This window comes from Sphaerisporangium fuscum, assembly GCF_018531465.1.
Lineage (GTDB): Bacteria > Actinomycetota > Actinomycetes > Streptosporangiales > Streptosporangiaceae > Sphaerisporangium > Sphaerisporangium fuscum.
The window spans coordinates 81466-105064 of record NZ_JAHDTF010000006.1; the positions used below are offsets into that span (position 1 = coordinate 81466).

At 72.0% G+C, this 23599-nt stretch carries 24 protein-coding genes; 11 read left to right on the forward strand and 13 right to left on the reverse strand.

The window, feature by feature from the left end:
- Positions 1 to 15: 15 nt before the first annotated feature.
- From KIK05_RS09405 to KIK05_RS09415, 3 genes are read right to left on the reverse strand one after another with little or no spacing between them, the layout of a single operon-like run.
- Positions 16 to 792 carry an ABC transporter permease gene (locus tag KIK05_RS09405; protein ID WP_214410213.1) on the reverse strand — a complete coding sequence of 259 codons (777 nt, stop codon included), beginning with the start codon at positions 790 to 792 and terminating at the stop codon, positions 16 to 18.
- Positions 789 to 2363, reverse strand: a complete 1575-nt coding sequence (locus KIK05_RS09410) for a DUF1349 domain-containing protein (RefSeq protein ID WP_214410214.1) — start codon at positions 2361 to 2363, stop codon at positions 789 to 791. The genes KIK05_RS09405 and KIK05_RS09410 overlap by 4 nt, the downstream gene beginning before the upstream one ends.
- Positions 2360 to 3292 (reverse strand): ATP-binding cassette domain-containing protein, encoded by a 933-nt coding sequence (locus KIK05_RS09415; protein WP_214410215.1) that lies wholly within the window; start codon positions 3290 to 3292, stop codon positions 2360 to 2362. Before KIK05_RS09415 ends, KIK05_RS09410 begins: the two co-directional genes overlap by 4 nt.
- Before the next feature lie 351 nt (positions 3293 to 3643).
- Here KIK05_RS09415 and KIK05_RS48025 point away from each other — a divergent pair, with 351 nt between their 5' ends.
- Together KIK05_RS48025 and KIK05_RS09425 are read left to right on the forward strand one after the other, a co-directional pair.
- Positions 3644 to 4990, forward strand: coding sequence for a sensor histidine kinase (locus KIK05_RS48025; protein ID WP_214410216.1), 1347 nt, complete (start codon positions 3644 to 3646; stop codon positions 4988 to 4990).
- Positions 4987 to 5676, forward strand: a complete 690-nt coding sequence (locus KIK05_RS09425) for a response regulator (protein ID WP_214410217.1) — start codon at positions 4987 to 4989, stop codon at positions 5674 to 5676. Before KIK05_RS48025 ends, KIK05_RS09425 begins: the two co-directional genes overlap by 4 nt.
- 27 nt (positions 5677 to 5703) lie before the next feature.
- Here the strand turns inward: KIK05_RS09425 and KIK05_RS09430 are convergent, their stop codons facing one another.
- Positions 5704 to 6891 carry an MFS transporter gene (locus KIK05_RS09430; RefSeq protein WP_214410218.1) on the reverse strand — a complete coding sequence of 396 codons (1188 nt, stop codon included), beginning with the start codon at positions 6889 to 6891 and terminating at the stop codon, positions 5704 to 5706.
- An 80-nt stretch (positions 6892 to 6971) separates the two neighbouring features.
- Between KIK05_RS09430 and KIK05_RS09435 the strand changes: the two genes are divergently transcribed.
- The 6 genes from KIK05_RS09435 (at position 6972) to KIK05_RS09460 (ending at position 10510) form a co-directional block, all read left to right on the forward strand.
- Positions 6972 to 7355, forward strand: coding sequence for a MerR family transcriptional regulator (locus KIK05_RS09435; protein ID WP_214410219.1), 384 nt, complete (start codon positions 6972 to 6974; stop codon positions 7353 to 7355).
- Positions 7356 to 7430: 75 nt separating this feature from the next.
- Entirely contained in the window at positions 7431 to 7793 is a 363-nt protein-coding gene (locus tag KIK05_RS09440) for a DUF2089 domain-containing protein (RefSeq protein WP_214410220.1), read from the forward strand.
- A complete protein-coding gene (locus KIK05_RS09445; RefSeq protein ID WP_214410221.1) occupies positions 7793 to 8050 on the forward strand; it encodes a hypothetical protein in 258 nt (85 codons plus the stop codon). The genes KIK05_RS09440 and KIK05_RS09445 overlap by 1 nt, the downstream gene beginning before the upstream one ends.
- Positions 8051 to 8061: 11 nt before the next feature.
- The gene (locus KIK05_RS09450) at positions 8062 to 8484 is read left to right on the forward strand and encodes an SHOCT-like domain-containing protein (protein WP_214410222.1); all 423 of its coding nucleotides are present in this window, start codon (positions 8062 to 8064) and stop codon (positions 8482 to 8484) included.
- A 479-nt stretch (positions 8485 to 8963) separates the two neighbouring features.
- Positions 8964 to 9566, forward strand: a complete 603-nt coding sequence (locus tag KIK05_RS09455) for a DUF1707 SHOCT-like domain-containing protein (RefSeq protein ID WP_214410223.1) — start codon at positions 8964 to 8966, stop codon at positions 9564 to 9566.
- A 173-nt stretch (positions 9567 to 9739) separates the two neighbouring features.
- On the forward strand, positions 9740 to 10510 hold the full coding sequence (locus KIK05_RS09460; RefSeq protein ID WP_214410224.1) for an SDR family oxidoreductase: 771 nt from the start codon (positions 9740 to 9742) through the stop codon (positions 10508 to 10510).
- A 70-nt stretch (positions 10511 to 10580) separates the two neighbouring features.
- Here the strand turns inward: KIK05_RS09460 and KIK05_RS09465 are convergent, their stop codons facing one another.
- Entirely contained in the window at positions 10581 to 11039 is a 459-nt protein-coding gene (locus KIK05_RS09465; RefSeq protein WP_214410225.1) for a LysR family transcriptional regulator substrate-binding protein, read from the reverse strand.
- The gene (locus KIK05_RS48030; RefSeq protein WP_214410226.1) at positions 11039 to 11320 is read right to left on the reverse strand and encodes a LysR family transcriptional regulator; all 282 of its coding nucleotides are present in this window, start codon (positions 11318 to 11320) and stop codon (positions 11039 to 11041) included. Before KIK05_RS48030 ends, KIK05_RS09465 begins: the two co-directional genes overlap by 1 nt.
- A 182-nt stretch (positions 11321 to 11502) precedes the next feature.
- On the opposite strand from KIK05_RS48030, the gene KIK05_RS48805 reads away from it, so the two are divergent.
- A complete protein-coding gene (locus KIK05_RS48805) occupies positions 11503 to 12267 on the forward strand; it encodes an alpha/beta hydrolase (protein ID WP_214410227.1) in 765 nt (254 codons plus the stop codon).
- Between the two features lie 9 nt (positions 12268 to 12276).
- On the opposite strand, the gene KIK05_RS09480 is transcribed toward KIK05_RS48805, so the two are convergent.
- The 7 genes from KIK05_RS09480 to KIK05_RS09510 all read right to left on the reverse strand — a co-directional run bounded on the left by KIK05_RS09480 (position 12277) and on the right by KIK05_RS09510 (position 20723).
- On the reverse strand, positions 12277 to 13077 hold the full coding sequence (locus KIK05_RS09480) for an ABC transporter permease (RefSeq protein WP_214410228.1): 801 nt from the start codon (positions 13075 to 13077) through the stop codon (positions 12277 to 12279).
- A 3-nt stretch (positions 13078 to 13080) separates the two neighbouring features.
- On the reverse strand, positions 13081 to 13863 hold the full coding sequence (locus KIK05_RS09485) for an ABC transporter permease (protein WP_214410229.1): 783 nt from the start codon (positions 13861 to 13863) through the stop codon (positions 13081 to 13083).
- On the reverse strand, positions 13863 to 14792 hold the full coding sequence (locus tag KIK05_RS09490; RefSeq protein ID WP_214410230.1) for an ABC transporter ATP-binding protein: 930 nt from the start codon (positions 14790 to 14792) through the stop codon (positions 13863 to 13865). Before KIK05_RS09490 ends, KIK05_RS09485 begins: the two co-directional genes overlap by 1 nt.
- A 95-nt stretch (positions 14793 to 14887) precedes the next feature.
- Complete coding sequence (locus tag KIK05_RS09495) at positions 14888 to 16960, reverse strand: dipeptide ABC transporter ATP-binding protein (protein ID WP_214410231.1); 2073 nt, start codon at positions 16958 to 16960, stop codon at positions 14888 to 14890.
- 16 nt (positions 16961 to 16976) lie between these two features.
- Positions 16977 to 17879: an ABC transporter permease gene (locus KIK05_RS09500; protein ID WP_214410232.1), complete on the reverse strand. Its 903-nt coding sequence runs from the start codon at positions 17877 to 17879 to the stop codon at positions 16977 to 16979.
- The gene (locus KIK05_RS09505) at positions 17876 to 18835 is read right to left on the reverse strand and encodes an ABC transporter permease (protein WP_214410233.1); all 960 of its coding nucleotides are present in this window, start codon (positions 18833 to 18835) and stop codon (positions 17876 to 17878) included. Before KIK05_RS09505 ends, KIK05_RS09500 begins: the two co-directional genes overlap by 4 nt.
- A 73-nt stretch (positions 18836 to 18908) precedes the next feature.
- Positions 18909 to 20723, reverse strand: coding sequence for a peptide ABC transporter substrate-binding protein (locus tag KIK05_RS09510; protein ID WP_214410234.1), 1815 nt, complete (start codon positions 20721 to 20723; stop codon positions 18909 to 18911).
- A 252-nt stretch (positions 20724 to 20975) separates the two neighbouring features.
- Between KIK05_RS09510 and KIK05_RS09515 the strand changes: the two genes are divergently transcribed.
- The gene (locus KIK05_RS09515; protein ID WP_214410235.1) at positions 20976 to 22118 is read left to right on the forward strand and encodes an ROK family transcriptional regulator; all 1143 of its coding nucleotides are present in this window, start codon (positions 20976 to 20978) and stop codon (positions 22116 to 22118) included.
- Between the two features lie 14 nt (positions 22119 to 22132).
- Entirely contained in the window at positions 22133 to 23596 is a 1464-nt protein-coding gene (locus KIK05_RS09520; protein ID WP_214410236.1) for a M81 family metallopeptidase, read from the forward strand.
- Positions 23597 to 23599 lie beyond the last annotated feature (3 nt).

Consider the following 23599-nt stretch of genomic DNA (forward strand, 5'->3'; position numbering starts at 1 on the left):
TGCCGTCCCGTCGTCTCAGGCGTCGCGCAGCCGCAGCAGCAGCCCGCCGCCCGCCAGCGCCGCGGCCGCCCACGCGGCCACCACGCCCAGGCCCGCCCACGGGGTGATCGGCAGCTCGGACAGGTGGGTCGTGGCCTGGACCGACAACCCGGCGTTCATCGGCGACAGCCGCCACAGCAGCGGCTGCCAGTCCGGGTCGTGGATCAGGAACGGCAGGGCCGACATGGCGTACAGCAGGCCGAGCACCACCCCGACGGACGTCGCCGAGTCGCGGACGGCGGTGGCGACGCCGAGGCCGATCAGGGCGATCAGCACCAGGTACAGCACCGACCCGGCGGCCGCGCGCAGCGTCGGCCCGTCCGTCAGCGACAGCGGCGGGTAGCCGTGTTCCGGGGTGAAGCCGTTGCCGGGCAGGATGAGCCGCCCCGCCAGCAGCGACCCGAGCACGGCGGGGATCGCCGCCGCCAGCGTCACACCGGACACGACCGCCGCCTTGGCGGCCAGCACCGCGCCCCGGCGCGGCATCGCCGCCAGCGTCGCGCGGATCATCCCGGTGCCGTACTCGCCGGTCACCACCAGCACCGCCAGGATCGCGACGAGCGCCTGACCGGCCTGGACGCCCATGAGGCCGAGCTTCGGGGCGTCGATGTCACAACTGTCCGGCCGGCAGTGCACGGTGGCCGACGCCGCGGCGCTCACGGCCACCGTCAGGGCGACGACGGCGAGCGGCAGCCAGAAGGCGCCCGCCAGCGTGCGCAGCTTCGTCCATTCCGCGCGCAGGTACGGTCTCACGCGTCCCTCCTGCGCAGCAGGAACAGCGCCAGGCCCAGGGCGAGCGCGGCGTACGCGCACAGCACCGCGAACCCCGCCCACGGCGGCAGCGGGTAATACCCGAGCGTCGGGGAGTAGACGTCGTCCACCTGCGGGTACCGCGGGACGCTCTGCTGGACCGCGAAGCCGGCGGCCGGGGTGAGGCGCAGCAGCCACCGGCCCGCCTCCATCGGCAGGACCGAGGAGGTCGCGAGGATGTGGGGCAGGACGACCAGCGCGATCACCGTGGTGATCGCCGCCGGGCCGCGCCGGAACACCACCCCGAGGGCGAGCGCGAGGACGGCGATGACGGCGACCAGCGCCGCGACGCCCACCACGACGCGCAGCTCGGTGAACGCGCTCACCGGCAGCATCGGGTTGCCGCCCTCACGCAGGATCCGCGTGCCGAGCGGGACGACGGCGCCGGCGGCGGCCAGCCCCGCGGCGAAGGCGACCGCGCCGATCACCACGGCCTTCGCGGCGAGCACCCGCCCCCGCCTCGGGCCGGCGAGGAAGGTCGTGCGGATCAGGCCGCGCCGGTACTCGGCGGTGACGTACAGGACGGCCACGACCACGATCACGATCAGCCCGCTCAGCACACCGGTCAGGCTGTCCTCGATCTTGTGGCCCTCCCCGCCGGGCCCGATGTCGCCGACCCCGGTCACGGTGAAGGTGCCGCCGGACCGCGTCATCCCGCCGGGGTGGTGGGGGGTGACCCCGTCGGTCTCGTACCGCACGCCGATGTCGTCGCGGCCCCACTCGCCCGGGGCCGTGTCACCCTCCAGGCCGACCTGGTCGAACACCGCGGTGGCCTCGGCGAAGCGGTCCTGGACGATGGTGCCGCCGAAGTCGCCCTGCTTGATCGTCACGGCGCCCGGGGAGGCGGCGAACAGCCCCACCTGCACCGTGGCCGGCAGCCCGGTCAGCCGGGCGCTGCCGACCTTGGTCCAGTGCGCGCCGTCGCCCGACTCGTAGCCGGTGAGCTCATCCCCGGAGCGGGCCAGGCGCAGCCAGCGCGGGGAGGCCGGCGAGACACCGCCGGGACTGCCGGCGACGTCCTCGGTGAAGTCGTACTGCATCCGCACCCCGTGGGCACCGGTGACCATCATCGCCGCGTACGCCGACCCCTGCCGGACACCGTCCTTGATCATGACGCCGGCCTTCGCCCATGGCGTCACCCCGCTCTTCAACCGCGCGTCACCCTGGTTGCGCGGGTCCGGTGAGGGAAGGCGGATGCGGCCGGTCAGCGACGACACGCGGACGGTGATCATCCCGTCGCCGTTCAGCGTCCGGTGCACGAAGTAGAAGTCGTCGTTGACCGCCTGCCCGTCCGGCCCCACCGGACCGCCGGCGCACACCGTGCCCGTGGCGCCGTTGTCGCACGAGTCGTGGGTGCTCGCGGCGGACATCAGCCCGAGCAGCACGGTGACCAGCGCCGCGGCGACCGTGCCGATCACCCAGCCCCGGACGGTGCGGAACTTGGTCCACTCCGCGCGCAGCAGCGTCCCCACCCCGTCCCGTCTCGGTGGAAGCTGTGTACGGTAGGCGGTCATCGCCGCGTCCCCCGCTCGGTGGCGGCCCGGAACTCCACCGCGTCCCGGGTGAGGTCCATGTAGGCCTCCTCCAGCGTCGCCCGATGGGCCGTCACCTCGGAGAACGGCACCGCGTCCCGTCCGAGCAGCCCGACCACGTCCTCGGCGGCCAGGCCCGAAACGGTGAGGGTGTCGGCGCCGGTGACGGCCACGATGGCGCCCGCGCGGGCCAGCAGCGCCATCGCCTCGGGCCGCGCGGAGGTCCGCAGCGTGACCCGGCCCCGGGACGCCGAGGCGATCAGCTCGGCGACGCCGACGTCGGCGACCACCCGGCCCCGGCCGGCCACCACCAGATGGTCCGCGGTGTCCTGCAGCTCGCTCATCAGATGGCTGGACACCAGCACGGCACGCCCCTCGGCGGCCAGCGACCGCAGCAGGCCGCGGATCCACACCACGCCCTCCGGGTCCAGGCCGTTGACCGGCTCGTCGAGCAGGAGCACCGGCGGGTCGCCCAGCAGCGCCGCGGCGATCCCGAGCCGCTGCCGCATGCCGAGCGAGAAGCCTCCCGCCCGGCGCCGGGCCGCCGAGCCCAGGCCGACCAGCTCCACCACCTCGTCGACCCGCTTCGCGCCCAGCCCCTGGGAGTGGGCCAGCCACAGCAGGTGGTCGCGGGCGGTGCGGCTGGGCTGCAGCGCGGCGGCGTCCAGCAGCGCCCCGGCATGGCACAGCGGCCGGCTCAGGCTCCGGTACGGCCGCCCGCCGACCAGCGCGTGGCCCTCGTCGGGCGTGTCCAGGCCGACGATCACCCGCATGGTGGTGGACTTGCCGGCGCCGTTGGGGCCGACGAACCCGGTGACGTGGCCCGGCCGCACGGTGAACGTCATGCCGTCCAGGGCCGTGGTCCCGCCGAAGCGCTTGCGCAGCCCGGCGACCTCGATCGTTGCTTCCATGCCACCGCAGAGTAGGCAGCGGCAGGGGGCCGGGGCGTCGCGCCGGGGAGCGATCTTCGCCGTCCCTGGCGTCAGCGAGGCGGGGTCCCTCACGCGAGGGATGCCACAACGCCGTACGACCGGGACAATGACGTGCGTGAACTCAGCGGACGACCGGCCGTGCCGATGGACGGCCAGGGGAGGGCGCAGCCGTTCCCAGGCCGGGAACGCGTGCGGTACGGGGAGGAATGCGCCATTCGCGCGGCAGCACCGGGGAGCCCTGCCTCCCGACAGGATCACGTGGCCGCGGTGACCGGGCGCGCGTTCTTCCTGAGGCGACACGTGGCCGCATGGGTGCGGAAGGCGGTGTCCGTGGCGCGGCGCACGGCCCCGGCGTGGTGCCCGCCCGCGCCGGCCCGGTACGGCCCGGCCGTGCTGCTGACGCTGGTCGCGCTGGCCGAGTCGTTCGCGCACGCGCGAGGCGTGCCGTCCGCCGCGTTCGGGGAGTCGGTCACCGCGCCCGGCATGATGCCTCCACCGGGCGGGGTGGTCGGGTACGCCGACATGGCGCCCCGGGCCGGAGGGCCCGGTTCGGCGCTGCGCTACACGGTGACCGGCCTGATCGCCCTGGCGACCACGCTGCCCGTCGCGCCGCTGTGGGCGCAGCCCGCCGCCGCGGCGCTGATCGTCTCCACCACGGTCACGCTGTCCCTGGCGGCCTTCCACACGCTGACGGTGGCGGGGGCGGTGGCGCAGCTGGTCACCGGATACCGCCTCGGCCGCACCGGCTCCCAGCCCCTGGCCCTTCTCCTGGCCGCGCCGTTCCCGGTGCTGGCGCTGACCGGCACGCCGGGCGGCGAGACGGGGACGCTCACGCTGCTGCTGGCCTGCCTGGCCCCGGCGGCGGCCCTGACGGGGGTCGCGCGGCGGGCGCGCGGCGAGGCCCTGGCCGGTACGGCCGCGCGGCAGGTCATCGCCGACACGCTGCTGGAGCACACCGCGCGCGGCGAACGCGCCCGCATCGCCCGCGAGCTGCACGACGTGGTCGCCCATCACATCTCGATGGTCGCGGTGCAGGCCGAGACGGCCCGGCTCGCCGTCCCCGGCATGCCCGCCGCCGGAGCCGAGCGGCTGTCGGCCATCGGCGACACCGCGCGCTCCGCGCTGACCGAGATGCGGCGGCTGCTGGGGGTGCTGCGCGAGGACGCCGAGACCGACGCCCCCGCCCGGCGGCCGCAGCCGGGTCTGAGCCTGGCCGAGCTGAACGAACTGCTCGACGAGTCGCGCGACGCCTCCCGCACCGGAACCCGGCTCATCCTGCGCGGCCCGCCGGTCCCGCTCGACCCGGGTGTCGAGCTGGCGGCCTATCGCATCGTCCAGGAGGCCCTCACCAACGCCCGCCGGCACGCGCCTGGCGCGGCCGTCGACGTCGAACTGCACTACACCGGCGGCACCCTGCGCCTGTCCGTCCGCGACAACGGCCCCGGCCCCCACGCCACGGAGGACGGCCCCGGCGGCCGGACGACGGGATCCGGAGGTCCTGCGCCGCGGGGAACCCGAAGGGACGGCCCGGGACCGGTGACGGCCGGGGGGCACGGGCTGGCGGGGATGCGGGAGCGCGCCGCGGCCGTGGGGGGCGAGCTGCGCACCGGGCCCGGCCCCGGCGGCGGTTTCCTCGTCGAGGCCCTCCTTCCGGGTAAGGAGGCGACCGCCGCATGAGCGCCGACAGCGCCGTTCGCATCATCGTCGCCGACGACCACCTGGTGGTGCGCACCGGCTTCGCCGAGCTGCTCGGCACCCAGCCCGACTTCACGGTGGTCGGCACGGCCCGCGACGGCGCCGAGGCGGTGCGGCTGTGCGGCGAGCTGCGCCCCGACGTCGTCCTGATGGACGTGCGCATGCCCGGCATGGACGGCATCGAGGCCACCAGGCGGCTGGCCGGTTCGCACGCCGACGGGCCGCGGATCCTCATCCTGACCACCTTCGACCTGGACGAGTACGTCTACGACGCCCTCGCCGCGGGGGCCAGCGGGTTCCTGCTCAAGGACGTCACCGCCGAACGTCTCTTCGACGCGGTCCGCGTCATCGCCGCGGGGGAGGCGCTGCTGGCCCCGGCGGTCACCCGGCGGCTGATCGGCGAGTTCGCCATGCTGCGCCGCAGGCCCGAGGACTCCGGGAGCGAGGCGCTGTCGGCGCTCACCCCCCGCGAGACGCAGGTGCTGCGGCTCATCGCGGAGGGGCTGTCGAACCCGGAGATCGCCGCCCGCCTGACCGTCACCGAGGAGACGGTGAAGACGCACGTCAGCCGGGTGCTGAACAAGCTCGGCCTGCGCGACCGCACCCAGGCCGTCGTGGCCGCCTACGAGACGGGCCTGGTCGTCCCGGGCTCCCGGCGCGAACGCTGACTCCTTCCGGGCGTGATCGGTGAGGAGTCAGACGACGGCGGCCGGGACGTCGTCTTCGGCCGGCCGGGTGGCCGCGGGCGTGCGAGGCAGGGCGAGGTAGGTCAGGGCCAGGCCCGCCAGGCTCAGGGCCGCGCCGGCCAGCCCGGTCCAGCGCAGGGCGCCCGCCGAGACGATGACGCCGCCGATGGCCGAGCCGGTGGCCGCGCCGAGGTTGAAGGCGCCGACGTTGGCGGAGAAGGCCAGCGTCGGGGCGTCGCCCGCGTGGCGCAGGATCAGCCCCTGCAGGGGCGCGATGGTGGCGGTGGCGAGCAGGCCGAGCACCAAGACCGACGCCACTGCCGAAGGCCGCCAGACGGCGGCGAACGGAATGAGGACGAGCACACCGGTCAACCCGCCGAACACGCCACGCACGGTGGCGCTCATGGACTTGTCGGTGAGCCGGCCGGCGAGGAGGTTACCGCAAAAGCTGCCCGCCCCGTACGCGAGCAGGAGCCCCGAGACGGCCGTGGAGGAGAATCCCGACACGCGCGTCAGCAACGGGGCGATGTAGGTGAACACCGTGCTGACGCCGGAGAATCCGACCGCGGTGGTGGCGATGGCCAGCAGCACCGGACGGCGGGTCACCACCCGGGCCTCGTCCCGCAGCCGCGTGGCCGGGGCCGGCTGCTTGGGCAGGACGGCTGCGAGCAGCACGACCCCTGCCACCGCCAGTGCGGTCAGGACGGCGAACGGGGCGCGCCATCCGGCGCTTTCCCCCAGCAGTGCGCCCAATGGCACGCCGAGCAGGGTCGCCACGGTGAAGCCGGAGGCGACCGTGGAGATCGCCGTGCCGGTCTTGTCCGGCGGGACCACGCTGGTCGCCATCACCAGCGCCAGGGCGAGGAAGGCGGCGTGGCTGAACGACGAGACCAGGCGGCCCACCAGCAGCAGCTCGTAGGAGGGGGCCAGGGCGCAGATCGCGCTGCCCACCGCGAACAACAGCATCAGCCCCAGCGCGAGCCCCTTACGGGGCATCCTGGTGGTCGACATGGCCACGAGGGGGCCACCGGCCACGACTCCGAGCGCGTAGACGGTGACCGCCTGCCCGGCCGTGCCCACCGACACATTCAGGTCCGCTCCGACCTGGGGCAACAGCCCCGAGATCAAGTACTCCGACGTCCCGACGACGAAGACGCTCACGCACAGGGCCGCGAGCGTCGCGATAGTCCTTCTCATGGCAAGGACGCTAAAGTCTCACATGAATGTGAGAGTCAAGTCGCGGCGGCGACTTCCTCGCGGCGAACCAGGGAGGGCCTGTGCGCATCGGTGAACTGTCACGGCGGACCGGCGTCCACGAGCGCCTGCTGCGCTACTACGAGGAGCAAGCGCTGCTCCATCCCGAGCGGCGTCCCAGCGGTTACCGGGAATACAGCGACGGGGACATCGACACCGTCCGCCGCATCCGCAGCCTCCTGGCCGCCGGCTTGACCACCTCCACCATCGCCACGATCCTTCCCTGTCTGCGCGACGACGGCGACCGGCTGATCCCGACATGCCCAGACCTGCTCGCCGACCTGCATCGAGAACGTGAACGGATCACACAATCGATCAGCGACCTGCAGACGTCCCTGGGCGCACTCGACGAAGTCATCGCGGCGGCCCCGCCGGATGTCAGGCGCCGCGCGGGGAGTGACTCGTGAGTTAAGAAAATCAAGATCGACATCTTGAAAATCAAGATTTAACTAGGTATAACTTAAGACATGACAGATCAGGCGATGGACTGGCAGGAACTCACGAACCTGACCCAGGGCCGGCCGTTCGTCGTCGAGCGGGTGCGCCTGGCAGGCAGCGGCGTCGCGATCGAGGGCGAGTTCGAGCTCCCGCAACTGGCCCAGCTCAGCGTCGAGGACCAGATCTTCGTCACGGCGTTCGTGCGGTGCCACGGTTCCATCAAGCAGATGGAACGGATCTTCGGGGTCAGCTATCCGACGATCAAATCACGCCTCAACCGCATCTCGCAGATGCTCGACTTCGTCGAGACCGATCCGGCGTCGCCGCCGGCCGACATCATCGATCGGCTGCGCCGCGGCGAGATCACCGCGCAGCAGGCATTGTCCGAGTTGGAGGGGCGGACGTGATGCCCCAGCTGGTGACCGTACGGGTCGAACGCCCGGACCGCCGCCGCATCCGGATCTGGATTCCAGTGCTCCCGGTCGTGCTCGTGCTTTCACCGATCATGATCCTGGCCGTCCTGGGCGCGGTCGTGGCCTGCCTCGTCTTTCACGTCGATGCGGTGCGGGCGCTCGGCGTCGGCTGGCGGGTCGCCTGCGCGTTGCCCGGCACCCGAATCGACATGGAGTACAGCCGTACGGCTGTACTCGTAGCCATCCGATAGGAGAGGTTTCGATGAACGAGCAGCGCAAGGGCATCCTCGACCTGCTGAGCGAAGGCAAGATCACCACGGACGAGGCGGGGCGGCTCATCGACGCACTCGAACGAGCCCAGCCGCCCACGGCGGCCAGTCCCGCCGTCCGGCCGAAAGGCAAGGCGAAGTACCTGCGGGTGATGATGGAGTTCCTCGAGAACGGCGAGTCGGAGCGGCTCAACGTGCGGGTACCGCTGCAACTGCTGCGGGCCGGCGTACAGCTGGCGGCCCTGGTCCCGCCGCAGGCACTGGATCGGGCCAACGCCGAGCTGAGCAGGTCGGGCGTGCCGTTCGATCTGACGCAGCTCAAGCCCGAACACCTCGGGGCGCTCGTGGAGCACCTCGACGAGACCATCGTGGAGCTCGAGCTGCACGATGGCCACTTGCGTGTCTTCTGCGAGTAGGCGCCGTCCGGCTGGACGGGCCCCCGCGAAGGTCCCGGCACACCCTCCGAGGCCGCGCCCACTTCAGCAGAGCACGGTCGAGCCGCCGATCTGACCCCTGGCCGCCCATCGGCGTGGTTCGGTCGACCTCCACACCCGCAGCGGCGAGGTCCGCGTCCGCGAGGGCATCGAGCACTCCGGCGGATACCGCCAATCGGCGACGACGTCGTCGACCACGCGCACGGCGCGCTCATCTCGAGGACCGCCTCGGAATCCATCCGGGTCGAAGAGGTCCTGCGCGGCGCGAGGTGCATTCCCTGAACCCACGTGGTATCTCGGCGAGCTCTGGAGGACCTGGAGCTTCCGCACCGACCGGCTCGAACAGCTCCACGGGAAGCTGAGCGGACACGGCCGCAGGGCCGGACGAGCCGGCTGTAGTACCTGCAGATAGTCCCAGACTCGGTGGCGCGGTGCCACCCCCTCACCACGGAGGAGGCCGGATGCCGGCAGATCCCCCCAGCCCGCCCGCGCTTCGCGCGTCCGACGCGGACCGCGACCGGGTCGCCGAACTGCTGAGCGTCGCCGTCGCCGACGGCCGGCTCGACCCGGTCGAGTTCGACGAACGGCTGGCTGCGGCGCTGGCCGCCCGCACCATCGACGCGCTGGCCCCGCTCACCACCGATCTGATCGCGGTGCCGGGCAGGGATGGCGCCCGCACGCCGCCGTTCGCCGGGACGCCGGCCGCCGAACTGCTCGTCATCAAGGAGCGGCACGGCTCGGTGCGCCGTGACGGCCGCTGGACACTGCCGCGCCGGCTGGCGCTGCGCACCGCGTGGTGCGACGTGACGCTGGACCTGACCAGCGCGGTGCGCAGCGCACCCGAGCTGGTCATCGAGCTGCGGGTGAACGGCGGCAACGTGGAGTTGATCCTCGCGCCGGGCATGGTGGTGGACGCCAACGAACTGTCGGTACGGCACAGCAGTCTGGCGATCAGCAGGGACGCGGGCGACGACACGCCGGAGACGCTGTACGTCCGCTTGGTGGGCCGAATGCGGCACGGCCTGCTCGACACCCGGTGGCAGGCGCCGCGCCGGGCGCCATAGGTATCACCTATGGCATCTAATGACATTTCGTCTTTGTCTCTCGTCCTTTTCCGGGCGTACCGTGAAAAAGCTCGACGAGGTGCCCACCGCGATTTCTTCGGAAATTCGCGTTCCGCGCACGTCGATTGTTCTCATGTCGAGCGGAATAACACGGAATCGAGAGGACGAATGGCATGACCACGAGCGAGAACGCATCGGGAACGCGAGAACTCGCGGGAAAGCGGGCCCTGGTCACGGGTGGCTCTCGCGGAATCGGAGCGGCCGTCGTGCGCCGGCTCCTGGACGCGGGTGCCGAGGTGCTCACGACCGCCAGATCGGCGACGAGCACCGTGCCGGAGGGGGCCGTCTTCGTGGAGGCCGACGTGCGGACACGGGCCGGAGCGGAGGCGCTCGCCGCGGCCGCGCAGGAGACGCTCGGCGGGGTGGACATCCTGGTCCACAACGCGGGTGGGGCGCGACCGCACAAGGGCAGCTCGGCCATCCCCGACGAGGAGTGGCAGGACGCGCTGGACCTGAACTACCTGGCGTCGGTGCGGCTGGACTCGCTGCTGACGCCGGGGATGCGGGAACGGCGTTCGGGGATGATCGTGCACGTCTCCTCGGCCGCGGTCGCCACCCCGGTGGCGCCGTTCCTGCACTACACGGCGGCCAAGGCGGCCCTGGAGAACTACAGCCGGGGACTGGCCCTGGAGCTGGCCCCCTTCGGGATCCGGGTCAACACCGTGACCCCCGGCAGAGTCGCCACCCCCGGCGGCGAGGCGACGCGGGAGCAGTGGGCGCGCCTGGACGCGGCGCAGGACCAGAACGAGACCGTCGTGCCGCTGGGGCGTGATGGTCGGCCCGACGACATCGCCCACGCGGTGCTGTTCCTCGTTTCCGACCGGGCGAGCTGGCTGACCGGGAGCAATCTCATCGTGGACGGCGGCGAATTCCCCAGGGGTTGACGCCCTCGGCATTCCGGAACGCCGGTCTCGACCAAAAGGAATTCAGCGGCGCCCGCTTTCTTCTCCGCCGTCAGGACGCCGGTGAGAAGAATGCGGAATCGTGCCAGGTCTCCTGACGCAGGAGTTCGAGAAGGGCCGTCTCCGCCGGGCCCGCGCCGGGCCGGACCACGGCGATGACGGGCTGGGACACGACGGGGAGCACCGGGCGAACGAGGTGCTCGTGACCGGGGGGCACCGCGGAGGCCGGGACGAGCGTCACCCCCAGCCCGTGAGCGGCCCAGCGCACGGCCGTCGCGGTCTGGGACACGCGGGCCACCGTGGTGGGGGTCAGCTCGTTGTCCCGCAGCACGTTCAGCAGCACGCCGTCGAGCGCGCTGTCGCGGTCGAACCTCACCCACGGCTCTCCCTCCAGTTCGCGCAGCTCGACCCGGTCCGCGGCCAGCTGCCGGTGTCCGGCGCCCAGCACCACGACGAACTCCTCGTCGCCGAGGTGGTGGGCGTCGTCGGGGGACTGCTCGCACGCCGCCATCAGGGCGAGGTCCAGCGCGCCGCGGCGCCGGCCCGCGCCGTCGCCCTCGCCCGCCGTGACGCGCTCACCGCGACCTCCGCCTCCCGCAGGAAAGCGCGGCCGACCACGGTGGGCACCAGTCCGGTCGGCGTGCGGGCGAACAGTTCCACTCCGAGTTCCCGCTCCAGGCCGCGGATCTGCTGGGACACCGACGGTTGGGCGACGCGCAGCCGCTCCGCCGCCGCCGTCACCGAGCCCTCCTCGGCAACGGCCAGGGCGTACTCGAACTGGCGAAGGCTCATCGGCTCCCGTTCCCTCCTCGCTGCGGACCGCGATCTGTCCCGTTGTAATGGTGGTAATAGTGTAAGTGGGCGCGTTCCGACCTCGGTGGATCGGGTCTCGATGCGGCACGGAGACCCGGGAGAACTCCTGCTGATCATCGCGGCTGTTCCCGCAGCGCGTCCGGGCCATGTACGTCGATGGGGTGAACAACCAGACCGAGGGCTGGCCCGCACAGCGGCTGCTGAGCCTGCCGGTCCTGCGGCAGATGATCACCAGGTTCGCCGGGTGGTGCGCGGACACTCCCGCCTGCGCGTTGCACGGCGAGGACGCCGAGGCGGTGTGGCACAGGCTGCTGCGAGACGCCGACCGCCATCCGATCCCGCTCACCTCCTCGCAGTACGGCGAAGGTCGGCTGACCGGATGGCTGTTGCCGTACATGATCCCCCTCGATCCGGGGCCGCAGAACGCCGACTGGCCGGCATTCGCGGACGCCGTGGACAAGGCCCGGCGCGGGGACGGGTCGGGGTTCGCCGATCAGGCGCTCTTCACGGCGCGCTACGCCGCCATGCCGGCGGCGCTGGTGATGAGCTGCGGGGACGACCGCGCGTACAGCAGCTACGCCGGGCTTGAGGACTTCCGCCGGAGGGCCCGGAAGGTCGTGCCTGAGTACGCGAGATCGGACGTCAACCTGCTCGGATGCGCGGGCTGGCCGCTGCCGGTGGCCAACCCGTCCCGCCCGCTGCCCACGCGCGCTCTGCCGCCGGTCCTGGGGGTCGGCACCACGTGGGTCGACTACACCTCGACCGAGAGCTTCACCCGCATGATCGCCGGATCGGTGACCGTCGCCTACGACGGGCCCGGCCACGTGATGTACCTGTCAGGCAAGAAGTGCCCGATCCGGCACGCCACCGCCTACCTGACCGACCTGGAACTGCCCAAGCCCGGCACCACCTGTCCTGCCGAATGACCCGACTGGTCACACGCACAGCGTGCGCTGCAGCCGGCGGGCGGCGAACAGCAGGCCGGCGGCCATCATGGCCAGCAGGTAGGCGGCGTGGGCGAGCAGTCCCCAGCCCGGGATGCCGAGCGTCAGGCCCCGCACCAGCTCGACGGCGTGGTACAGCGGCGTCACCTCGACCAGGATGCGCATCGGGGCCGGGTAGTCGCCGACGGGGGAGAAGGTGCCGGAGAACAGGAACATCGCGAACTGGACGGTGGCCATCAGGTCGAAGTCCTGCCAGCCCCGCAGCAGTGTGCTGACCGCCATGCCGAGCGACCCGAACGCCAGCCCCACCAGCATGGTGGCGGGGAAGGCCGCCAGCGCCCACAGCGGCTCGGCCAGCCGCAGGGCGACCATGACGATCAGGAAGAGCCCGGTGTAGAGGGAGCCGCGCACCATGGCCCAGGTGAGCTCTCCGACGGCGATCTCGAACGGCCGTACCGGGGTGGCCAGGACCGCCTCGAACGTCTTCTGGTACTTGAGCTTGAAGAAGAAGTTGTACGTGGTCTCCGACAGCGCGCCCGACATGGCCGACACCGCGAGCATCGCGGGGGCGACGAACGTGGCGTACGGCAGCGTCCGCCCGTCAACGGGCAGGTCGCCGACCAGCGCGCCGACCCCGACGCCGATGGACAGCAGGTACAGCAGGGGCTCGAAGAACCCCGAGACGAGCACCAGCCAGTAGGACGGGCCCGAGCGCAGCGCCCCCACGTTGCGGCCGATCACCGCGCCGACCCGGCCGGGGGACAGCCGGGCGGCGATCATCGTGGTCACCATGTGTCAGTCCTGAAGTCGCTTGCGGAAGGCGTGGAGGGCCCACAACAGGCCGGCGGCGGCGAACGCCAGAAGGTAGGCCACGTGCGCGACGACCGGCCATGACGGGGTGATGCCGAGCGTGGCGGCGCGGTCGAGCTCGACGCCGTGCCACAGCGGTGAGGCGTACGCCAGGGGGCGAACCACGGCGGGGAGCTGGTCGACGGGGAAGAAGATGCCGGAGAACAGCGTCGCGGGGATCATGATGAAGCGGAACAGCAGCGAGAAGTAGCTCTCGTGCTCGATGCTCGCCGCGAACGCCATCGTCGGGGCGGCGACGGCCAGGGTCAGCAGGGCGCACACCAGCGGCGTGACCAGCGCCCAGGGCGAGTGCAGGGCGCCGAACAGCGCGGTGACGCCGAGGAAGGCCACCACCGCGATCAGGACGCGCAGCAGGATGTACAGCAGCCAGCCGGCCACCATGTCGCCGACCTGCACGGGCGTGGCGCGCATGGCGTGGTAGGCGCGCACCCACCTGAAGTCGCCGAGCACGGGGTAGGTGCACTCGCCGAAAGCTATCTGGAAGGCGGTGGAGGCGAGCACGCCCGGGACGATCCACGACAGGTAGTCGACGCCGCCGATCTCGCCGACGTATCCGCCGACCCCGATGCCGATGCTGATCAGGAACAGCACGGGCAGCACGAAGGAGGAGAACAGCGAGGCCCGCCACAGCCTGCGGTACAGCGTCAGGCCGCGCTCCAGGACCGCCAGGGTGGAGCGTGCGGAGAACTGGGAGGTGATCGCGGCCATCAGTCGACCAGCGTCCGGCCGGTGAGGTGCAGGAAGACGTCCTCCAGGGTGGAGCGGCGCACCAGCACGCTGGTGGGGACCAGCCCGCGCCGCTGGACCTCGGCCGTGGCGGCGTCACCGTCGGCGGCGTAGACGAGCACCCGGTCGGGAAGCGGGTCGACGCGCTCGCCGATGCCGGTGAGCTTGCCCGCCATGTCGGCCGGCCGCTCGTCACCGAAGCGCAGCTCCACCACCTCGGCGCTGGAGTAGGTCTCGATCAGGGCGCGCGGCGACCCCTCGGCGACGATGCGCCCGCCGTCCATGACCACCAGCCGGTCGCACAGCTGCTCGGCCTCGTCCATGTAGTGGGTGGTGAGCACCAGGGTGGTGCCGCGCCGCTTGAGCTGGAACAGCCGCTCCCACAAAAGGTGGCGGGCCTGCGGGTCCAGGCCGGTGGTGGGCTCGTCGAGCAGCACGATGTCGGGGTCGTTGACCATGGCCCTGGCGATGGTGAGCCGCCGCTTCATGCCGCCCGAGAGCGGCTCGACCTTGCTTCCGGCGCGGTCGGACAGCCGCACGAACTCCAGCAGCTCGTCGGCCCGGCGACGCGCCTCGGCGCGGGAGATGCCGAAGTAGCGGGCGTATGTGGTGAGGTTCTCCCGGACGTTGAGGTCGGGATCGAGGTTGTCCAGCTGCGGGCACACGCCGAGCCGCCCTCTGATCGTGGTGCCGTCGCGCGCGGGGTCCATGCCGAGGATGCGCAGCTCACCGGCGGTGGGCAGCGACACGCAACTGATCATGCGCATGGTGGAGGACTTGCCGGCCCCGTTGGGCCCGAGGAAGCCGAACGCCTCCCCGGGGGCGACCTGCAGGTCGATGCCGTCGACGGCGGTGAAGTCGCCGAAGCGTTTGACCAGGCCACGCGCGTAGATCAGGGGTTGCTCAGACACAGCAGCAGACCCTAGCCAACCCCACCGACAATCCCGCAACAGGTTTTCCTCACCGGGCTTCGGCGGCCGGGCCAGGCCGCCGAAGCCCGGCGGCACTACGCGCCCGCCTCGGCGCGCAGGGGGAAATGGCAGGCCACCTGGTGGACCTCGCCCGCCAGCGGCGGCTCGGTCTCGCAGATGGGCTGGGCGAGGGGGCAGCGCGTCCGGAAACGGCACCCCGTGGGCGGGTTCAGCGCGCTGGGCAGCTCACCGCGGATGGCCGTGGTCTCGCGCCGCGCCAGGTCGGGGTCGGCCGAGGGGACGGCGTCGATCAGGGCCTGGGTGTAGGGGTGGCGGGCTCTGCGGACCACCTCGCCCGCGGGGCCGACCTCGACGAGTTTGCCCAGGTACATCACGCCGATGCGGTCGGACATGTAGTCGACGACCGACAGGTCGTGGCTGATGAACACGTACGCCACCCCCAGCTCGCGCTGCAGGTCGCGCATCAGGTTGAGCACCTGGGCCTGGATGGACACGTCCAGCGCGCTCACCGGCTCGTCGGCGACGATCAGCCGCGGCTTCAGCGCCAGCGATCTGGCCAGCCCGATGCGCTGCAACTGGCCGCCGGAGAACTCGTGGGGGTAACGCTCGAGCACGCGCCGAGACAGGCCCACCTGGTCCAGCAGGCCGGCGACGCGGGCGCGGCGGGAGGAGGCGTCGCCCTCCTGCTGGATGTCCAGCGGTTCGGTGAGGATGGCGTCGATCCGCATGCGCGGGTTCATCGCGGCGTAGCTGTCCTGGAACATCAGCTGGATCTGCCGCTGGGTGCGGCGGCGCTGCCGGCGGTCCAGGGTGGCGACGTCGGCGCCGTCCAGCAGGATCTGCCCCGAGGTGGGATTCTCCAGCCCGACCACCAGCCGCCCCACGGTCGACTTGCCGCACCCGGACTCGCCCACGAGCCCGAACGTCTCACCGGGCCTGACGTCGAACGACACCCCGGCCACGGCGCTGACCCGCCCGGTCACCCGCCCGAGCGCCCCGCCGGCCGTCGACTCGTAGTCCTTGACCAGTTCGCGCACCGACAGCACCGCGCCCGGAGCGGCGGGCTCGGAGGACCGCGCCGCCGGCGAGGGGTCCGCGGCCGCGCGCACGGGAGGCGCGAGGGTGACGGGGGTGACCGGGTGCAGGCACGCGAACCGGTGCTCGCCGTCCGACAGCGCCACGTCGGTCGTGCGGCACTCCTCGGTGGCGAACCGGCAGCGGGGCGCGAAGCGGCAGCCGGTCAGGGGGCGCGACAGGTCCGGCGGCAGGCCCGGGATGCTGTAGAGCCGCTCGTCGGCGCCGTTCCCGCGGACCGCCGACTCCGGGAGCGCCTCCATGAGGGCCTCGGTGTAGCGGTGCCGGGGCGAGCGGAACAGCTGCTCGGTGCTGGTGGTCTCCACCACGCGGCCGGCGTACATGACCGCGACCCGGTCGGCGTGGCCGGCGATCACGCCCAGGTCGTGGGTGACGAGGATGACGGCCATGCCGAACTCCTCGCGCAGGTCGTCGATCAGCTCGAGGATCTGGCGCTGGGTGGTCACGTCGAGCGCCGTCGTGGGCTCGTCGGCGATGAGCAGGCGCGGGGAGGAGATGAGGGCCATGGCGATGACGACCCGCTGGCGCATCCCGCCCGACAGCTGGTGCGGGTAGTCGTCGACGATCTTCTCCGGGCGTGGCATCCCGACCCTGCGCAGCATGTCGATCGCCCGCTCCCGGGCCTCGGCCTTGCCGATCCCGCGGTGGACGCGCAGCGGTTCGGCCACCTGGGTGCCGATGCGCATCGTCGGGTTGAGCGAGGTGAGCGGGTCCTGGAACACCATGCCCATCTCGACGCCGCGCACCCGGCGGGCCTCGGTGGCGGGCAGGGACAGCAGGTCGCGTCCGCCGAACAGGATCCGGCCGCCGGTGACGGCGCCGCCCGCGGGGAGCAGGCCCATGACCGACAGGGCGGTCATCGTCTTGCCGCTGCCCGACTCTCCCACGATGCCGAGGATCTCTCCCTGCCGGACGTCGAGGTCGACGCCGTCGAGGGCGTGGACGGTGCCCCGGCGCAGGGCGATGTCGGTGCTGACCTGACGCAGCCGCAGCAGCGGCTCGGTGCCGGCCGGGTCGCCGGCGGGCGGGCCGGGGTCGGTAGGTGCGCTCAATGTCGCTTCTCCTGCTCTAGCGCCGCCGAAGGCGGACCTCGAAGACGTCCCTCAGGCCGTCGCCGATGAAGTTGAAGGCGAGGACGATGAGGATGATGGCGATGCCCGGCGGGTACAGCAGCCACCAGTGGCCGCTGAAGGTGTCGGCCAGGCCGTCGGAGAGCATCCCGCCCCAGTTGGCCGCGGGCGGCGGGACGCCCAGGCCGAGGAACGACAGGTAGGCGACGTACAGGATGGCGTCGGCGACCTGGAAGGTGGCGTTGACGATCACCGTGCCGATGGCGTTGGGGATGATGTGCCGCCGCACCGCCCGGCCGCTGGTGCCGCCCATCGAGCGCATGGCCTGGACGTACTCGCGTGAGCGCAGCGTCAGCGCCTCGCCGCGTACCAGCCGTGCCGGGCCGAGCCAGGCGAACGCCCCAATGAGCAGGATCAGCATGGGCACGCTCGGGGTCACGATGGTGGCCATGAGCATGAACAGGAACAGCGAGGGGATCGACATCATCGCGTCGACGAGGCGCATCATGGCCGCGTCGACCCACCCGCCGGCGAAGCCGGCGACGGCTCCCCACACGGTGCCCACGACGGTCGCCAGGATGCCGGCCGCGAGCCCGACGACGATGGAGGTCTGCCCGCCGAGCATGAGGCGTCCCAGCTGGTCGTAGCCGACGCCGTCGGTCCCCAGCGGGTGCCCGCCGGTGCCGGGCGTCAGGTACACCGCGGCGAGGTCGGTGTGCACCTGCTCGGTGTGGTAGAAGAGCGGTCCCAGGAAGCAGACGGCGGCCAGCAGCAGGAACAGGGCGACGCCCACCAGGGCCAGCCGGTTCTCGCAGAACACCTGGGCCCCCTGCCGCCACAGCCCGCGGACCGGTGCCTCGTCGTCGTCCCGCGCGCCGGCGGTCTCGGCCGTCGTGGTCATGAGCGGCTCGCCCTCAGGCGGACCCTGGGGTCGACGGCGGCGTACAGCAGGTCGGCCAGCAGCGCGCCGAGCACGGTCGCGATCGAGATGATCAGCGTGACGCCGAACAGGATGGGGAAGTCGCGCCGCAGCGCCGCCTGCCAGAACAGCTGTCCCATGCCGGGGTAGTTGAACAGCGACTCCACGACCAGGGCCCCGCTGAACAACGCGGGCAGGTACATGCCGAGCAGCGTGATCACGGGGAACAGCCCGTTGCGCAGGGTGTGCCCGGCGACGACGCGCGGCTCGGACAGTCCTTTGGCGCGGGCGGTGCGCACGTAGTTCTCGTTGAGGTTGTCGACCATCGAGGAACGCACGTAGCGCGAGTACACCGCGACGGTCACGATGGCGAGGGTCACGGTGGGCAGCACGAGCCCGGCGGGGTCGGCGAGCACTTCCTGCAGGGTGAAGCCCTGTGGCGCCTCGGGCGGCAGTATCGGCCAGACCTGCGAGAACAGAATGATCATGATGAGACCCATGAAGAAGATGGGGGTGGCGTAGGCCAGCAGCGACGCCGCGGTGATGGCGTAGTCGGGCCAGCGGTTGCGGCGCATCCCCTGGACGACCCCGAGCGGGACGGCCACCACGATGGCCAGCAGTGTCGACAGCAGCGACAGCACCATCGTCTTGGGGAGCCGCTGGGCGATGGCCTCGGTGACCGACTGGTTGAGCTGGAAGGAGTAGCCGAGGTCCCCCTGCAGCAGGCGCCGCACGTACATGAGGTACTGCTGCGGCCAGGGCCGGTCGTAGCCCATCTCGTGGTCGAAGGCGGCCAGCTGCTGCAGGGTCGCCTCCTTGCCGAGGGTGGCCCTGGCGGCGCCTCCCGGCAGCAGGTGCAGGATGACGAACGTGATCATCGTGACGAGCACGACGATGACCAGGGCCTGGGCCAGGCGCGTGATCAGGTAACGGGCCACTGAAGGCCCCTTCCTTGTTCTGGGGCCGCGGCGGCGCGGTCAGGGGCCGCCGCGGCTCGGGACGGTCGCCGGCTCAGCTCTTCCAGGACCAGTCCTGGAAGAACATGTTGTTCATCGGGTCCTGCGGGTCGACACCCTGCAGGCCGGCGTTGTAGGCGGAGATCTGGTACACCGGGTTCGGCATCCACAGCACCGGCAGGTCCTTGGCCAGCAGGTCGTTGTAGGCCTTCAGCGCCGTGTCGTCGGCGGAGAACTGCGTGGCGTCGATGAGCTTGTCGGCCTCGGGGTTGCTGTAGCTGCCCAGGTTGACGGGGGCGCCGGTCTGGAACAGCCGCTCACCGCTGGCGAAGGCCGGGAAGTACCAGCTGCCCTGGGAGCCGAAGAAGGACATGTCCCACGAGCAGCTCGACTCCGACGGCTTGCACATCGGGGTGACCGCCACCGAGTCGGGCACCTCCTTGACGGTCAGGACGATGCCGAGCTTGGCCATCTGCGACTTGATCTCGGCGAACATCTTGCTCGTCGCGGCGAAGCCGGTCTGGCTGGTGACGGTGAAGGACAGGGGCGTGCCGGCGGCGACGCCCTCACCGCACTGGTCGGGCCCGGAGCCGGGCTTCTCGCAGGTGGTCTGCCCGTCGGGGGTCACCTTCCACCCGTGGGCCTCCAGCAGCTGCTTGGCCTTGGCGGGGTCGAAGGAGTAGACGCACCCGGCGCCGGTCCCGATGGCGTCCGGCTTGGCGGGCACGGGCCCGCAGGTCGGCGCCGCCATGCCCGCCCAGATGACCTTGCTGATCGTGGGCTGGTCGATGAGCATCTGCATCGCCTGGCGCAGGTACAGCTGCTTGAACAACGGCCCCGACTTGGGGTTGTTGTAGTTCAGCTGCAGGTAGGTGATGGACCACCCGTACCAGGGCGAGACCTTGTACCCCTTGGACTCCAGGTACTTCTGCTGCGACATGTTGGCCGGGGGGATGTATCCGTAGTCGATGCCGCCGGCGCGCAGGACGTTGAACTCGGCGTCGTCCCCGGTGAACGGCCGCAGCACCACCTTGGACAGTTTGGGCTTGTCGGAGCCGGAGTAGTTCGGGCGCGCGGCGAGGACGACCTCGCCGTTCGGCACGTACTTCTCCAGCTTCCAGGCGCCGCTGTTGACCTGCCACAGCGGGTCGGTGGCGTAGCTCTTGGGGTCCTTGGAGGCGGCGGTGAGGAACGCGAAGACCTTCTTGGCGCCGTCGGGGGTGAGGTCGAGGTCGCCGACCTGGCCGGTGGCGGAGTCCTTGTCCCAGGCGTGCTGGGGGAGGGGCACGATGCGGTTCAGCTGGTTGTCGACGAACCAGGCGGTGTTGTACGGCTTCTTGGTCGTCAGGGAGAAGGTCTTGTCGTCCTTGACGGTGAAGTCGGCGATGTTGTCGGGGAAGCCGCCCGGCCGGTAGGACGCCCACTTGTCCTTGTTCGCGGTCACCAGGTTGTACCAGAACCGCACGTCGCGGGTGGTGACGGGCTTGCCGTCGGACCAGGTGTTGTCCTTCAGGGTGATCGTCAGCGTCTTGCCGCCGTCGCTGACCTGCGGCGGCTCGGCCATCGAGCGCTCGGGGTCGATGTTGTACTGGGCCGTGCCGTCCAGCCGGTACTCGTACAGGTGGCGGTACTGCGCCGCCCCGAAGATGGCGTTCTCGCCCTGGGTGAATCCGGGGGCCGAGATCGGCAGGATCCAGTTGGGGGTCCGCAGGGCGACGGTGACGGTGTCCTTGCCCTGGCTCCCGCCCTGGGCGGCGCCGCTCTTGGGCGCGGCGCCGCCGCTGCACGCGGCCAGGCCCAACGCGATGGCGGCCGCGCCGGTCACCGCCGCCGCGCCTCGCAGTGCGCGCCGCTGGAATGTGCTCCGCATGGGTCTCCTCGATTGACGTGCACGCGCCCTGGACTTCGTTCGGGCGGGCTGCGATCGGATGCGGAGAATGTATAGATGTGCATGTTGCAAGTCAACGAAGTTACTTCACTTTATTTCGGTGACTTTTTTCGGATTGGCGGCTAAGTTGCCAGACATGCTTCGATGGTGCGGCGATGCTCCATGATGGAAGCCCGCGCCCGGCAATCGTCAGGTCGAGGCCGTGCGGCAGCGACGACCGCGAGAAGGAGAGGCATGTCGGAGATCCCCGACACCTTGCGTGAGCAGACCCTCAAGCTGCTGGCCAGCGGCGAGGCCGTCTCCCGCGCCGACCTCGTCGACACGTTGAAGGTCGCCCCTTCGACCGTCTCCAACGTCGTGCGGCGCCTGCTGGAGGAGGGGACCATCCTGGAGGAGGGGGTGGGCCGCTCCACCGGCGGGCGCCGGCCCCGCATCCTGCGGCTGCGTGACGCGGGGGGCGTCCTGGCGGTCACCGAGCTCGGCGCCCGGCACGCCCGCGTCGGCCTGTGCCTGCCCGACGGGAGGCTGCTGGCCGCCGAGGAGATCGCCATCGACATCGCCGCGGGCCCCAAGGAGGTCTTCGAGGTCGTCGCCGCCGCGTTCAGCGCCGCCCGGGCCGACGCCGCCCCGGGACAGCCGCTGCTCGGCGTCGGCATGGCGCTGCCGGGGCCGGTGGAGTTCCCCAGCGGGCGGCTGGCCGGCCCGGCCCGGATGCCGGGCTGGAACGGTTTCGACGCCCGCACCGCGCTCGCCGAGCGCTTCGAGGTCCCCGTGGTCGTCGAGAACGACGCCAAGGCGGCCGCGATGGGCGAGCACAGCACCCGCGGCCGGGACACCGGCGACATGATCTACGTCAAGGTCGGCACCGGCATCGGCGGCTGCCTGGTCACCGGCGGGCAGATCCACCGCGGCGGCCGCGGGCTGAGCGGGGACGTCACCCACGTGCGCGTCGCCGACAGCGGTGAGCGTCACTGCTCGTGCGGCAGCCGCGGCTGCCTGGAGACCGTGGCCAGCGGCGCCGCGCTGGCCCGGGAACTGCAGCGGCTCGGGCTGCCGGTGAGCACGACCCGCGATGTCATCGCCGCCGCCGACGACGCCGAGCCGGCCGCGGTCACGATGGTGCGCAACGCCGGCCGGCTGCTCGGCGTCGCCCTGTCGGGGCTGGTCAACTTCCTCAGCCCCGATGCCGTCGTCATCGGCGGAGCGCTGTCCAGCCTGGACGTCTATGTGGCCGCGGCGCGAGGCATGCTCTACGAGCGGTGCCTGCCGTCGGTGACCCAGTCCCTGTCCATCGAGGCCAGCGTCGCGGGCCCGGATGCCGCCCTGGCGGGCCTGGGGCATCTGGTCTGCGCCGCCGTCCACGTCCTCCCCGCCTGAAGGAGCCCCTGCCCGTGCCCCGTCCCCTGCGCATCGCCATCGGCGGCGTCCACATCGAATCCAGCACCTTCTCCCCCCACCTGAGCGGCGCCGGCGACTTCGAGGTCACCCGGGGTGAGGCGCTGCTGGCCCGCTACGACTGGCTGTCGGCGCCGTGGGCGCGCGAGGTGGAGTGGCTGCCCCTGGTGCACGCGCGGGCGCTGCCCGGCGGCGCCGTCGACCCGGCCGCCTACGACGCCTGGCGCACCGAGATCGTCGACGGGCTGGCCGCGGCCGGCCCCGTCGACGGCATGCTGCTGGACATCCACGGCGCGATGAGCGTCGTCGGGCGCGACGACGCCGAAGGCGACCTGATCACCGCCGTCCGCTCGGCGATCGGGCCGCAGCCGTTCGTCTCCGCCGCCATGGACCTGCACGGCAACGTCTCGCCCACGCTGTTCCACGGCTGCGACCTGCTCACCTGCTACCGCACCGCGCCTCACGTCGATGTGTGGGAGACGCGTGAACGCGCGGCGCGCAACCTCGTCCAGGCGCTGCGCGAGGAGCGGCGGCCGCACAAGGCCCTGGTCCACGTGCCGATCCTGCTGCCGGGTGAGATGACCAGCACCAGGGTCGACCCCGCCCGGGAGCTGTACGCGCGCATCCCCGAGATCGAGTCCCGGCCCGGCGTGATCGACGCGGCGATCTGGATCGGCTTCGCCTGGGCGGACGAGCCCCGCTGCCGCGGCGCGGTCGTCGTCACCGGCACCGACGCCGCCGCCACCGAGAAGGCGGCCCGCGAGCTCGGCGAGCACTTCTGGGCGGCGCGCGAGGACTTCGCGTTCGTCGCGCCCACCGGTTCGATGGACGAGTGCCTGGACCGGGCGCTGGCGGCGGCCGACGACCCCGCCCGGCGGCCGTTCTTCATCAGCGACTCCGGTGACAACCCCGGCGCCGGCGGCGCCGACGACGTCACCTATGCCCTGGAGCGGACGCTGGCCCGCCCGCCGATCCGCGACGGCCGGGTCCGCGCGGTGTACGCCTCGCTGGTCGACCCCGAGGCCGTCGAGCAGGTCGCCGCCCTGCCGCCCGGCTCGCCGGTCCGGGTGCGTGCCGGCGGCCGTATCGACTCGCGCGACCCCGGCCCCCTGCTGCTGGAGGGCGTGCTCGAGGCGGTCGCCGACGACCCCGACGGCGGGCGGTGCGTGAGCGTGCGCGTCGGCGGGCTGAGCGTGTTCCTCACCTCCCGCCGCATGCAGTACCGCGAGCTGGCCTCCTACGCCCGGCTCGGGGTCGACGTCGCCGAGGTCGACCTGGTGGTGGTGAAGATCGGTTACCTGGAGCCCGAGCTGTTCGAGGCGGCCGGCGACTGGCTGCTGGCACTGACGCCGGGCGGCGTCGACCAGGATCTGCCGCGGCTGCCGTACCAGCGCCTGGCGCGGCCGGTGTTCCCCCTGGACCGCGACTTCGCCGCGGACCTCACCGTGCTGACGGGGTGAGCC